Origin of the sequence: Arthrobacter sp. V1I9 (assembly GCF_030817075.1) — a bacterium.
GTDB lineage: Bacteria > Actinomycetota > Actinomycetes > Actinomycetales > Micrococcaceae > Arthrobacter.
In genome coordinates this window covers 1,268,209-1,281,765 of the sequence record NZ_JAUSYU010000001.1, presented here as the reverse complement: position 1 = coordinate 1,281,765, position 13,557 = coordinate 1,268,209, and the positions used below count along the sequence as shown (strand labels likewise).

The 13,557-nt window shown below is 63.4% G+C and carries 9 protein-coding genes; 3 read left to right on the top strand and 6 right to left on the bottom strand.

Features of this window, described 5'->3' with window-relative positions; all coding sequences use genetic code 11:
- Window positions 1-28: 28 nt before the first annotated feature.
- The 3 genes from QFZ70_RS06035 to QFZ70_RS06025 are packed head-to-tail and all read right to left on the bottom strand — an operon-like array spanning window position 29 to window position 6,888.
- Window positions 29-4,882, bottom strand: coding sequence for an NAD-glutamate dehydrogenase (locus QFZ70_RS06035; RefSeq protein ID WP_307094527.1), 4,854 nt, complete (start codon window positions 4,880-4,882; stop codon window positions 29-31).
- Window positions 4,883-4,939: 57 nt separating this feature from the next.
- Window positions 4,940-6,247: a P-loop NTPase gene (locus QFZ70_RS06030; RefSeq protein ID WP_307094526.1), complete on the bottom strand. Its 1,308-nt coding sequence runs from the start codon at window positions 6,245-6,247 to the stop codon at window positions 4,940-4,942.
- Window positions 6,244-6,888, bottom strand: a complete 645-nt coding sequence (locus tag QFZ70_RS06025; RefSeq protein ID WP_307094525.1) for a hypothetical protein — start codon at window positions 6,886-6,888, stop codon at window positions 6,244-6,246. Before QFZ70_RS06025 ends, QFZ70_RS06030 begins: the two co-directional genes overlap by 4 nt.
- A 153-nt stretch (window positions 6,889-7,041) precedes the next feature.
- Here QFZ70_RS06025 and QFZ70_RS06020 point away from each other — a divergent pair, with 153 nt between their 5' ends.
- Window positions 7,042-7,257 carry a helix-turn-helix domain-containing protein gene (locus QFZ70_RS06020; protein WP_045729765.1) on the top strand — a complete coding sequence of 72 codons (216 nt, stop codon included), beginning with the start codon at window positions 7,042-7,044 and terminating at the stop codon, window positions 7,255-7,257.
- A 58-nt stretch (window positions 7,258-7,315) separates the two neighbouring features.
- On the opposite strand, the gene QFZ70_RS06015 is transcribed toward QFZ70_RS06020, so the two are convergent.
- Window positions 7,316-7,885, bottom strand: coding sequence for a hypothetical protein (locus QFZ70_RS06015; RefSeq protein WP_307094524.1), 570 nt, complete (start codon window positions 7,883-7,885; stop codon window positions 7,316-7,318).
- Window positions 7,886-8,024: 139 nt separating this feature from the next.
- On the opposite strand from QFZ70_RS06015, the gene QFZ70_RS06010 reads away from it, so the two are divergent.
- Window positions 8,025-8,819: a LysM peptidoglycan-binding domain-containing protein gene (locus tag QFZ70_RS06010; protein ID WP_307094523.1), complete on the top strand. Its 795-nt coding sequence runs from the start codon at window positions 8,025-8,027 to the stop codon at window positions 8,817-8,819.
- A 59-nt stretch (window positions 8,820-8,878) separates the two neighbouring features.
- Entirely contained in the window at window positions 8,879-9,373 is a 495-nt protein-coding gene (locus QFZ70_RS06005; protein WP_307094522.1) for an Rv3235 family protein, read from the top strand.
- A 126-nt stretch (window positions 9,374-9,499) separates the two neighbouring features.
- On the opposite strand, the gene secA is transcribed toward QFZ70_RS06005, so the two are convergent.
- Window positions 9,500-12,241, bottom strand: coding sequence for a preprotein translocase subunit SecA (secA, locus tag QFZ70_RS06000; RefSeq protein WP_307094521.1), 2,742 nt, complete (start codon window positions 12,239-12,241; stop codon window positions 9,500-9,502).
- 46 nt (window positions 12,242-12,287) lie between these two features.
- Window positions 12,288-13,556 (bottom strand): winged helix-turn-helix domain-containing protein, encoded by a 1,269-nt coding sequence (locus QFZ70_RS05995; protein WP_307094520.1) that lies wholly within the window; start codon window positions 13,554-13,556, stop codon window positions 12,288-12,290.
- Window position 13,557 lies beyond the last annotated feature (1 nt).

Sequence of the window (13,557 nt, the reverse complement as noted above, 5' to 3'; positions counted from 1 at the left end):
TGCACCTCCATTTGCGACGCCGGACTCGCTAGCGTCGAACGATTGACCTCAAGAGCCTCAATGCTACCGACAGTGAGGCCATGTCGTCCGCCTCGAGCGCATTGACCTCATCGAACATGCTCTTTGCCCTGCCCAACTGCTCCGCATTCCGGGCTTCCCATTCCTTCAGCCGGGCCTCCGGCGAGTCCGCAGACCTGGTGGCGTCCAGCACCGCCGTCGTCATGTCCGAGATGGTGGAGTACAGGTCATCACGCAACGCCGCCCTGGCCAGCGCCTGCCACCGGTCCTGCCGCGGCAGGCTGCTGATGCGCTCCAGCAGGGAATCTGCGTGGAAGCGGTTGAAGACCGTGTAGTAGACGGCTGCGATTTCCTCCACGGGGTCCTTCCGGACGCGGGCAATCTTGGCGATGTCGAGCAGGACAAAGCTTTCGAAGAGCTCGGCCCAACGCAGGGCTAGCCCTTCCGGCAGCTCCCAATCCCGCGCCTTTTCCAGCCAGCCGGCAACCCTGTCCCGGTCATTGCCGCGCAGGTACTCCAGCAGGCGGGCCCGCATGGGATCCAGGAGGGGTTTGAATTCGTCCACGACCTCGGCAATCGGCTGGGAAACACTGCCCTGCCCCAGAAGCCAGCGGACGGCCCGGTCCAGCAGCCGCCGGATGTCCAGGTGGACGGTGCTCCAGTGCTCGGTGGGGAACGAGGCCGGCAGGTTGTTCAACTCCTCCACCATCACGTCGAGCTCGTACACCTCCCTCAGCGCAACGAATGCCTTGGCTACAGCCACTTCCGAGGCCGACGTTTCTTCCATGGTCCGGAAGGCGAACGTAATACCGCCCATGTTGATCATGTCGTTGGCCACGATGGTGGCGATGATTTCGCGCCGCAGCGGGTGGGTGTCCAGCTCCGCGTCAAACCGTTCGCGCAGCTGCTCCGGGAAGTAGGCACGCAACGTCTTCCTGAACCAGGGATCGTCGGCCAGGTCGCTGTCCCGCAGGGCGGAGGTCAGCTCGATCTTGGCGTAGGCGGCCAGCACGGACAGCTCAGGCGAAGTCAGGCCCTGTCCCTGCTGCAGCCGCTCCCTTAACACTTCCGTGGTGGGAAGCGCCTCCAGCTCACGGTTCAGGTCAGCTTTCTTCTCCAGCCAGTCCATCAGCCGTTCGTAGCTCGGGCTCCACTCTCCCACCCGGGTCCGGTCATTCAGCAGCAGAATGTTCTGGTCAATGTTGTCTTCCAGCACCAGCCGGCCCACCTCATCGGTCATCGAGGCCAGGAAGCCCGGGCGCTCTTCGGCCGACAGCTTTCCGGCAGCAACCATCCGGTCCACAAAAATCTTGATGTTGACCTCATGGTCGGAGCAGTCAACGCCGGCAGAGTTGTCGATCGCGTCGGTGTTGAGGATGACCCCCTGCAGTGCGGCCTCGATGCGGCCACGCTGGGTCATGCCCAGGTTTCCCCCTTCACCCACCACCTTGACGCGCAGGTCCTTGCCGTCTACACGGATGGCGTCGTTGGCCTTGTCCCCCACGGAGGCGTTGGATTCGGTGCTCGCCTTGACGTAGGTGCCGATGCCGCCGTTATAGAGCAGGTCGGCGGGAGCCAGCAGGATTGCACGCAGGAGCTCCGGCGGGCTGAGCTCGGTCGTTTCGGCGGCAAGCCCCAGTGCCACCCGTACCTGGGCTGAAACAGGTATCGACTTTGCCTGGCGGGGGAACACTCCGCCACCTTCGCTGATGAGGGACTTGTTGTAGTCCTCCCACGATGACCTCGGCAGTTCAAACAACCGCTGCCGCTCCACAAAGGAGGCTTCTTCGTCCGGGTTGGGGTCCAGGAAGATGTGTCGGTGGTCAAAGGCTGCCAGGAGCCGGATGTGGCGCGAGAGGAGCATACCGTTGCCGAACACGTCGCCGGACATGTCCCCCACACCCACCACGGTGAACGGCTGGGTCTGCGTGTCCAGGTCAAGCTCGCTGAAGTGGCGCTTGACGGATTCCCACGCGCCCCGGGCGGTAATGCCCATGGCCTTGTGGTCATAGCCCACCGATCCCCCGGACGCGAACGCATCGCCCAGCCAGAATCCGTATTCCTTGGCCAGCCCGTTGGCGATATCGGAGAAAGTCGCAGTTCCCTTGTCGGCCGCCACCACGAGGTAGGAATCGTCGTCGTCGTGCCTTACAACGTCCGACGGCGGCACCAGCCTTTCGCCGTGGCTCTCGGTGACGAGATTGTCAGTGAGGTCGAGGAGTCCGCGGATGAAAGTTTTGTAGCTTTCGATGCCTTCGGCCATCCAGGCGGACCGGTCGACAGCGGGATCCGGAAGCTGCTTCGCAAAGAAGCCGCCCTTGGCGCCTGTAGGCACGATGACGGCGTTCTTTACAGTCTGTGCCTTGACCAGGCCCAGGACCTCGGTGCGGAAATCCTCGCGGCGGTCGGACCAACGCAGCCCGCCGCGGGCAACCTTGCCGAAGCGGAGGTGGACGCCCTCGACGCGGGGCGCGTAGACCCAGATTTCGAACATGGGGCGGGGGAAGGGCAGCCCCTCAATTTGCGCCGGGTCGAGCTTGAAGCTCAGGTGGGACTTGTACTGGTAGAAGTTGGTCCTGAGCGTGGATTCGATCAAGTTCACAAAAGTCCGCAGGACCCTGTCGGCGTCAAGCGTGGCCACTTTTTCGATGGCTGCGGCCAGTTCTTCACGGACGGAAGCCTGCGCCTTGAGCCGTTCTTCTTCATTCAGGGAAGGATCAAAGCGGGCGGCGAAAAGCGCACTCAGCCCCTTGGTCACTTCCGGATTCGCCAGCAGGGTGTCGGCCATAAAACCGAAGGAGTTGGCATTGCCCATCTGGCGCATGTAACGGGCATAGGCGCGCAGCACGGTTATCTGGCGCCACTGCAGTCCCTCGCGCAGGACCAGCCGGTCAAAGGCGTCCGATTCAGCGGCGCCGGTGACTGCAGCGGAAAAGGAGTCAGCCAGCAAATGACCCGTGGACACAGGATCAACTCCCGCCGGGTACTTCAGCCCCAGGTCGTAGAGGAAGAAATCCCTCCGGTCCGCCGTCTCAATTTCGAACGGCCGCTCGTCAAGCACTTCCAGGCCAAGGTTATGGAAGAAGGGCAGGATCTGGCTCAGGCTTTTCGGTTCCAGCATGTAGAGCTTGACGCGTGCGTCCTCCTCCAGCGTCGCGCCCGCTCCTTCGGGGAGGTAGACGTGCACGCCTGGCCGCTCCTGTTTGGCACCCACAGTGCGCTCCGCCGTCGCGCCGTATTTCTCGAAGCGGGCAATGTCTTCAAGGGCATCCTCAACCTCATAATCCACGCGGTAGGTGGCGGGGAAGGCCTCGGACCAGATGGCGGCCAGCTCCTTGGCCTCGGCGACGTCCCGTCCTTCACGCAGCACCTCGGCGATGCCCTCGCTCCACGAGCGGGCGGCGCGAACCAGCCGCTTTTCCAGTTCCTCGGTGTTGACGTTGCTGACGTCCGCACCCTTGGGCAGGCGGATGCGGAAGAACAGCCGGGCGAGCGCGGACTCGGTCATTCGTGCCTCGTAGTCGATGGACACGGCCTGAAAGGTCTCGCGGAGTTCCTGCTCAATGCGGAGCCGGACATTGGTGGTGTACCTGTCCCGGGGAAGGTAGACGACGGCGGACATAAACCTGCCGTAGATGTCCGGCCGCAGGAAGAGCCGGGTGCGCCTGCGCTCCTGCAGTTTCTGGATGCCAAGGGCTGTGGCGGCAAGGTCCGGAACCTCGATCTGGAAGAGCTCATCCCTGGGGTAGGTCTCGAGGATTCCCAGCAGGTCCTTCCCGGAGTGCGAGTCCGGCGGGAAGCCCGCGCTGGCCAGAACGGCATCAACCTTTTCCCTGACAATGGGTATGTTGCGGACGGAGCCGGTGTAGGCACTGGTGGCAAAGAGGCCAATGAAGCGGCGCTCGCCGTTGACGTTCCCTGCGGCGTCAAAACTCTTGACCCCGATGTAATCGAGGTATGCCGAACGGTGGACGGTGGAGCGGGAATTGGCCTTGGTGATAACGAGCGCGCGCTTTTCGCGTGCCTTTTTCCGGCCCGTGTCCGTGAGGTGCTGGATGTGCGGTGAATCCGCGGCTGCGCGCAGCAGTCCCAGGCCGCTGTCTTCACGCAGCTCCAGGACATCTTCGCCGTCCACGTTGACCAGGTCGTACTCACGGTAGCCAAGGAATGTGAAGTTCCCGTCGTCCAGCCAGTGCAGGAGGTCCTGCGCCTGGCGCAGCTCGGCGATCTGCGCCGGGTTCGCCACCTTGTTTAGGCTTTCCGCGATCTGCAGCGCCTTTTGGCGCATGTGCGGCCAGTCTTCAACCGCCGCCCGCACATCGCTCAGGACCCGCTGCAGGCCTTCGAGCAGCGCTGCTTTCGCTTCATCGGATACGCGGTTGATTTCGACTGCAATCCATGACTCCATGTGCGAGGCGTTTTCACCCTGCGCTATGAGGTGGGACAGATTCGGCATGGCAGCGGTATCGCCGCTGGAGATGCCCAAATGGGAAGGAACCTTGTTGACCTTCATCAGCGCCGCGGATTCCCTGTTGCGGGTAGCCACGAAGAGAGGGTGGACCACCAGTCTGATGGCCGCGTGCTGGCGGACGAGTTCAGCGTTGACGGAATCGACAAGGAACGGCATGTCGTCGGTGACGACGAAGACGACGCTGCTGTCCTCCTCGTCAACGATGGAGACGTTCGCCTGGCCTGGCTTCCGGACCGACGCGACGTTGCGGTGCGCTTCCGCGCGCGCGGTCAGCATGTCTGAGGGATAGCTCCGCGCATCCTCTTCGGCTAGGTGCTGATAGTAGTCCCCGATGAAGCCTTCATGGGCTTCAATGGAAAGGGGCTGATCCTCCACGCTGGATCCAGACGACATCGACACACGCCTCCATCACAAGATATTCGCTGCTTCCTTGCAGCTCTTACGGCGAGCCTAGTCTTTTAGCCTGCGGGCTGCTGTGGAAGAAAAGACAGAGGTTTTGGATTTTTGCTGGGCGGGTGCACAAACGAGTTGTGCGATGGCCCGGCGAAGGGGCGAGTCAGGTGCCGCCTCCAGCAGCAGCGAACCACCCAGCAGGGCAGCGTCCGCCGCGGCACTGTCTGCAGGCAGGAAGGCTTTCAACTCCGACGCCGGCCCGAACCTTTCCCACGCGTCCTGCAGCTGCCGCTCGGGTACCCGGCCCACCGAGGAGGCCCTGACCTTGTTCATGACCACAATGGGCGCGGCTTGTGGAACAGCGGTTTCAAGCTCGGCCAAACCCCGCACGAGCCTTGGCACACCGACAGGATCGGCGGCCCCGACAGCGTAGACAGTGTCGGCCAGTTCAAGGGACCGCAAAGTAGCCGCGTTCCGCCGGGGAGCCATGGTGTCAAAACTCAGCTCCTCATCAGCCTCGAGGCAGAATCCGGTATCCACCACAACTACCTCTGCAATTTGCTTCGCCCGTTCGAGGACAAGAGCCAGTGCAGATGCGCGGAGCTCCGTCCACCGGTCCGCGCGGGTGATTCCAGTAAGAACACGGAAAGAACCAAGTTTGGTGGCCACCGGCGTGGCCACCCTTTTCAGCGCCTCCGCGTCCAGGAGCCCCTGGTCAGCCAGCCTGCATGCCTGTGCCAAACCGGCGGACTCATCCATCAGGCCCAGCACAGCCGCTATGCTCGCACCGTAGCTGTCGGCGTCGACGAGGACGACAGACTTCCCCTCGGCAGCGAGCTCGCCCGCGATGTTGGCCGCAACCAGGGTCCGTCCAGGGGCGCCTGCGGGGCCCCAAACTGCGATGATCCGCCCTGGCCCCGGCTCCTCCGGGCTGCTTGGTGGTTCCACCGGAACCGGATGGAGGGCAGCGCCGGTGTCGGCGGCACGGCTCCGGTGCGCGACCCGGGGTCCGCCGCCTGCCAGTTGGGCGACTGCCTCGGCAATCCTCTCTGACAGCACGGCGGATTCCACTCCGGTGAGGGCGGAAGCGACTCCTATGCCCCGGAGCCTCGCGGCTTCCCCGGCCGAGTCGGTCAGGGCAATAATGGCGACACCAACCGCTCCGAGCCGGTCCACGAGCGAAGCGGTCAGGCCCTCGGAGCCTTCGGCGACAACGGCGGCCCTCGCCAGTCCGCTTTGGCAGGCTGCCAGCAACTCGGCCAGTTCCGCGCATCTCCGGACTACAGTGACCGGACCGTGCAGGCGTTCCAGCCCACCGACCAGATCCTCGCGGCTCTGCCCGACGGTGACGACGGGAATACTCATCTGCTGCCGCCTCCGGGGTTCCACACCACAGAAATTTTGGCTTCATTCGCCTGCGCCCCCAGCAGCGCAGGCATCTGGTTATCCTCCACCAGGACCATCAACACGGTGGTACGGGACGACCCAAGGGCTGTTGAACCCTCCGTCACCTCAGCGATTTCAGCTCCCGGAAGAAGAAGTTTAGGTTCGCTGAAGCCATTGCGCGCATCGGGCTGGGCGACCCAGACATCGACCCTGGCGCCGGCCACTGCCTGCGCCGGAAGCGTCTCCTCGATGGCCAAGGCGACGGGCTTACGGTCCAGTTCGTCCACTGCACCGAGGCTGGCCCGGGGAACCAGCTGGTCCTTGCCAATCCTTTGCACCGCCACCACGTTCTCCGGCAGGCCGGACTCGGCGGTGATGTACTGCGCCTCTGTCTCCCCCAGCCTGACCTTGGCCCGAACGACGTTCTCCGACGTCAGCTTCTCGCCCACCGCTATGCCGTCGCGGGCCGCGTAAACCTCCGTGGTCCGGTCCGCGCTTCCCACGAGGAATACAACGCCCGCAACGGATGCCAACACAAGGAGAACACCTACCAGCAGGCGGGGGTCCTTCCACGAAGGTCGTTTCAGCCTTGCCGCCGTGGCAGATGACTCAGGAACCATTACCGTTTCTCCCCCTATGCGCGCCGGGACTGCTCGCTGTGTCCGGACTCCTCATTGTTACGGCAGGGACGCCGGAACAAAAGTCATAAGTTCAAACGAGGCCAAATTGTGGATAACAGCAGCAAACTGCCGTCTCGGTGGCAATATGGATACATGCCCCGGTTTCTTACACTTGCAGACGTCGCCGAGCAGCTTCAGATCAACTCTCCGGCTGCTTATGCCTTGGTCCGCAGCGGCGAGCTCAAAGCTATCCAGGTTGGCGGCCGGGGACAGTGGCGGGTCGAGGAAAAAATGCTTGAGCAGTACATCGAGGAACGGTACGCCGAAGCCAGCCGGATGATCCAGGAATCCAAGTCCAAGTCCGTCTGACTTTCCCTTTCGGCGTAGCGCTCCGGCCTCCCTGGTCACTCCGGCGGTGCGCCGGCGCTTAGATCTCGCTGGTCCGTCGCGACCTGATTGCCGCCAACGCGGTAAAGGGAATTGTCGTCACCTGGCTAACCTGATGGCTGCGGCGCGCTTCGCCCGGGGTGAGGACAGCAAGCTCGAAGTAATCCCTGCCAACCCGGTCTATGACTCCTGCCAGTCGCAACGCACCCCCAGCATTCCCGATAAGGACTGACAACTCGGCCCGGTCCCGGGCCATGCCGCGCAGGGCGCTGGCGAGTCCAATTCCCCGGCGCACGGACGACGATTCCGCCACCGACAGCCGGCCGAGGCCCGTGTAGCGCACCGCTGCCGCGTAGGGAATGAGCAGTTGGTGCTGTTCTTCATCCAGCACCAGCGCGTCTCCACCGGCGTGGGTGAGCGCCCCTGAAAAAGATTCGCCGGATGACAAATAGACGGTCAACCGGCAGCCCAAAACCGCCCGCAGTCGGTCAGCCAGGTCCAGGCCAACCATCTCCGCCCGCGCCCGCTCATTGACTTCGGCGTCCAGAGCAAGCCGCTCCGCCTCCGCCAGTTGGCTCTCGAGGTCCCCAAACAGTGCATCCCAGCGCATTCGGCCAGCGTAGGGCCCAACCCAGACAGCGTCAACAACACAACTTTTTCTCTCCAACGTCTGGACAAAGAAAGAAAGAGCAAGGCAAACTGTCCCTACTGATGTCAAACCGCATCAAACTGCATCAAAAGGAAAAGTAGTGACTCAAGCAGCAGAACCTGGTCGAGGGACCGATGTCATAAGCGCGACGGCCATATTGCTCTTGGGTGTCCTGCTTTATGCGGCCGGTTCCGGGATTCTGGAGCAATGGCAGCAATCCTCCGCCGGGCACCAGGGACTTCAGGCGGAGCACCTCCTAGGGGCAGCCGCGGCAGCCGCCGGAGCTGGATTGGTGGGCTGGTGGTTCCTTGCATTGCTCTTCGCTGGCGCCACCACTCTCCTTGATCGAAACGGCAAGACCCGTGCGGCGGCCCTAACCCGGAAACTCTCGCCCGCCCTCATGCAGCGGGTGGTGCTTGCTGCACTTTCGGTTCAGCTCGTATCCGGTCCGGCCGCGAATGCGCACCCGGTGCTGTCCGGACCGGAATGGACCCCCACCCAGGACCACGCAGCATCGGCTCCCGCGAGTCCCGGGAGCCGCGTGAACCAGGTATTGGAGCCGGCGGTCGAGGCAACAGCAAAAGCCCGCGCGGCTTCAAGAGAGACCAATCCGGGTTGGCAGCCGGCTGCCCCGGTCGCAGGCCCTGGACTGCTGGCGCCTCCTGCAGTACGCGCGGCCGACGACACGGCAAGCGGCGCCGCTGCCGCTGCCGTGACCGTCCTGGCCGGAGACACATTGTGGGACGTTGCCGCACATGCTATGGGTCCAGGGGCCTCGGACGTGGAGATCGCGATGCAATGGCCACGGTGGTACGAGGCCAACCGGGCGCTTATCGGCCAAAATCCGGACGTGCTGCTGCCGGGACAAATACTTCAGCCGCCCTCCGCAACATAGTCACGGCGGGGCTTCAACCATTCGTGCCATAACTCAGGCCACTAACCAAGGGGAAAGCAATGACCGCAGCCACACCAATTCGAGCCCTCCAAGCGCCCGGGAGCGAGGGCAGCCCCACCCCCAGGCGCGTTCCACCGCAGTCTCCCGCCAGGACTTCCCCTCCAGCACAGACTGGTACGGCTCCGGCTCTACGTCCGGTCGATTCGTTATCGGAGGTACGGGCGGTCACCCGCGGCACCATCCAGGCAGCCATGGAAGTGCTTGCAGGAATCCGCCCTGTCCATCAGCTGGCACGTCGGCTTGACCCACAATGCCTGGCAGCGCTGCAGCACCGCGCGTGCCTGATCAGGCGCGAGATCACCCGTACCGGCAACCCGGCCCTGGCACGGCTGCACAGGAATTCCATTGTTCGATCGGTCCGCGTTTGCGAAGTAGCGGAGGGAGTTTACGAAGCCAGTGCCGTTGTGGTGGACGATGTCCGCGCCCGGGCTGTGGCCGTGCGGCTCGAGCGCGGCAAACAGGTGTGGCGGGTGACTGAGCTTGTTATTGGCTGACGGACTTGCAGCAACGAGCCCTGGCAGTAGCGGGCACCGGCAGATGCAGCGGGACGACAGCAGGGCCGGGGATCTTGCCCCGGCCCTGCCCTATCTTCGACTATCAGCTTTCACATAACCAACATGTCAGCGCTTTTTCTTCTTTGCCTGCCGCCTGGCAGCGTCCTGGCCCGCGGCTTTGGCAGGATTTCCTGAGCGGCCGGAGGACCGGGTTTCCACCCGGGTCTGCGTGCCGCCATCTTCGCGGGGAGCGGTGTACTGCAGCTGGGCAGGCTGCGCCGGCGCTTCCAGCCCGGCCGCCCGGACCTGCGGCTCCACGTGTTCGGTGTGTCCACCCTCATCGTCCGCCACAACGACGTCCTGGGCAGGGGTGACTTCCACTTCGAGGTTGAAGAGGAATCCTACGCTTTCCTCCCGGATGGCCTCCATCATGCCCTGGAACAGGATGAAGCCCTCACGCTGGTACTCAACGAGAGGATCACGCTGTGCCATCGCGCGCAGGCCGATCCCTTCCTTGAGGTAGTCCATCTCGTAAAGGTGCTCCTGCCATTTGCGGCCGATGACCGACAGGACAACGCGGCGCTCCAGCTCGCGCATGCTTTCGGAACCGATGGCTTCTTCCCGTGCCTGGTACACCAGGCGGGCGTCGGACAGCAGCTCCTCCTTGAGGAACTCAACTGTAAGCCTGGACTTTCCGCCGGCTTCCTCGATGATCTCGTCGGCCGTGACGCTGACCGGGTACAGGGTCTTAAGGTTGGTCCAGAGCTGGTTGAAGTCCCAGTCGTCGCCGTTGCCCTCCGCTGTCGCAGCATCGATGAGGGCGATGATCGTGTCCTCCACGAAGAACTGCACCTTTTCGTGCAGGTCATCGCCTTCGAGGATCCGCCGCCGGTCGCCATAGATGGCCTCGCGCTGGCGGTTCAGGACGTCGTCGTACTTCAGGACGTTCTTGCGCTGTTCGGCGTTGCGGCCCTCCACCTGGCCCTGCGCGGAAGCGATGGCGCGGGAGACGAGCTTGGATTCCAGCGCGACGTCGTCCGGCACCGAGCTGTTCATTAAGCGCTCTGCTGCACCGGAGTTAAAGAGCCGCATCAGGTCGTCAGTCAGCGAAAGGTAGAAACGGGATTCGCCGGGGTCACCCTGACGGCCGGAACGGCCGCGCAACTGGTTGTCGATGCGGCGCGACTCGTGCCGTTCAGTGCCCAGCACGTAGAGGCCGCCCAGGTTGAGGACCTCCTCGTGTTCGTCCTTGACCGACTGCTTGGCAGCTTCAAGGGCTGCCGGCCAGGCGGACTCGTACTCGTCGGAGTTCTCTTCCGGATCCAGCCCGCGATTGGCGAGCTCGGCCACGGCGGTGAACTCGGCATTGCCGCCGAGCATGATGTCGGTACCGCGCCCTGCCATGTTGGTTGCCACGGTGACGGCACCCTTCCGGCCTGCCTGCGCCACGATGGCTGCTTCCCGGGCGTGGTTCTTGGCGTTCAGGACTTCGTGGCGGATTCCTTCCTTGGAAAGGAGCCGGGACAGGTATTCGCTTTTTTCCACGCTCGTGGTGCCCACCAGGACCGGCTGGCCCTTTTCGTGCCGTTCGGCAATGTCCTTCACGACGGCGTCGAACTTCACGGTCTCGTTCTTGAAGACCAGGTCCGACTGGTCGAGCCGCTGCATGTCGCGGTTGGTGGGAATGGCAACCACACCGAGCTTGTAGGTGCTCATGAACTCGGCTGCCTCAGTTTCGGCAGTTCCGGTCATGCCCGAAAGTTTGCCGTACATACGGAAGTAGTTCTGCAGCGTCACGGTGGCCAGAGTCTGGTTCTCGGCCTTGATCTCCACGCCTTCTTTGGCCTCGATGGCCTGGTGCATGCCCTCGTTGTAGCGGCGGCCGGCGAGGATGCGGCCGGTGTGCTCGTCGACGATCAGGACTTCGCCGTCCAGGATGACATAGTCCTTGTCCCGCTTGAACAGTTCCTTGGCCTTGATGGCGTTGTTCAGGAACCCGATGAGCGGCGTGTTGGCCGATTCGTACAGGTTCTGGATACCGAGGTAGTCCTCAACCTTTTCGATGCCGCTTTCCAGGACACCAACGGTGCGCTTCTTTTCGTCGACTTCGTAGTCCTTCTCCGGCTGCAGACGCAGGACCACCTTGGCAAATTCGCTGTACCAGCGGTTGGTGTCGCCCTGCGCGGGACCGGAAATGATAAGCGGCGTACGGGCTTCATCGATGAGGATCGAGTCCACTTCGTCAACGATGGCGAAGTTGTGCCCGCGCTGGACCAGTTCGGACTTGTCCCAGGCCATGTTGTCGCGGAGGTAGTCGAAACCGAACTCGTTGTTGGTGCCGTAGGTGATGTCCGAGGCGTACTGATGACGGCGGACGGCCGGGTCCTGGTTGGCGAGGATGCAGCCACTGGTCAGGCCGAGGAAACGGTAGACGCGGCCCATGAGGTCCGACTGGTATTCGGCCAGGTAGTCATTGACGGTAATGACGTGGACGCCTTTGCCGGTGAGCGCATTCAGGTAGGCAGGAGCAGTTGCCACCAGGGTTTTGCCTTCACCGGTTTTCATTTCCGCGATGTTGCCCAGATGCAGTGCTGCCCCGCCCATCAACTGGACGTCGAAGTGGCGCATGCCCAAAGTTCGTGCGGACGCTTCCCGGACAGCGGCAAAGGCCTCGGGAAGCAGGTCATCAAGCTTTTCCCCCCCGTCCTGGTGGCGTTCGCGCAGCCGGTCCGTTTCTTCGCGGAGTTCGGCGTCCGTGAAGGTCTTGAACGAATCTTCCAGGGCGTTGATGGAGTCGGCGTAGTTCCGCAGTTGCCGGAGGGTTTTTTTATCACCGGTGCGGAGAAGTTTTTCGATGAGTGATGCCACGTGAAGATGCTCCCAGTCTTTGCCGCCGAATTCTGGCGTTTTTAGTCTACGGGAGAGACACCGCCCCGCGGCTCGTTTGTTCCCTGAGAGCGGATACGGGCCGAGTGCCGGCCACTGCCTTCCCGAGGTTCGCCGCCAGATCACCGCGGTCACCCACCTCCACGTCCGGCAGTCCCAGCCAATCTGCCATCAATCGAAGCTCCGCGGCGAGTTCGACGGCGGTGTCCGCCGGGGCGCCGGGCTCTGCGAAGGCGGACTTTGCCAACAGTTTCCCACCTGCGCGGTCAGCCTTTAGGTCCACCCGCGCCACAATCCGGTCCCTTAGGAGAAAAGGAAGGACGTAGTACCCGTAGCGCCTTTTGTGCTCCGGAGTATAGATCTCAATCCGGTAGTGGAAGCCGAAAAGTTCCTCCAGTCGGCGACGTTCAAAGACCAGGGAATCGAACGGGCTCAACAGGGCCCGGCCGGCCGCGCGCCGGGGAAGGGTTGCCTCGACGTGGCGGAACACCTCACGGTTCCAGCCGGCGACGGCCACGCGCTCCAGCCTGCCGCAAGCCACCAGACGTTCCACGGATGCAGCTGCAGCCTTGACCGGCGTGCGGAAGTAGTCAGCGAAGCAGCGCACCGTTCCGATGCCATGCGCCTGGGCAGCCGCATCGATAAGGCGGTGCAGGGCAGGGGCGGGATCCGGTTCACCGGGCTCAGCAAGGTGCACGGCCGGCAGAACCCTGGCGGTCAGCGTGTACTTGCGCTCAAACTGCTCGGTCCGGGAAGCTGCCGAAACGAGGCCCTCCTCAAACAAGTGCTCCAGGACCCGCTTGACGGCGCTCCAGTTCCAGCCCCACTTGCCCGACTGCTTTTCCTCGATGTGACCGATCCTCGCCGCTATTTCGGCAGCTGTCATGGGGCGTGAGGATGCGAGCGTTTCCAGGATCCTGGCCGAGATGGTGGCGCGCACACCCGGGTCCATGCCGGCGGCGCCCACCCAGGCCCTCTTCTGCCAGAGACGGAGGTCGGGAAAATGCTCAGGGCGGATATAGCTGGCTTCGTGCGCCCAGTACTCAACCATGCGCCGCGGATGGGTACCGGACATCCGCTGGAGGATGGTGCGGTCGTAGTTCCCCAACCGGGAGAAGAAGGGAAGGAAATGACTGCGGGCCAGAACGTTGACGGAATCAATCTGGACGAGCTGGAGCCGGGCAAAGGTGCGGCCCACCGTCCGTGATGTCACGGGGCCGGTGGGCCGTCCCTTGTCGAGTCCCTGTGCCGCCAGAGCGATCCGCCGGGCCTGGTCCAGGCTCAGCGTCGCTGGCACA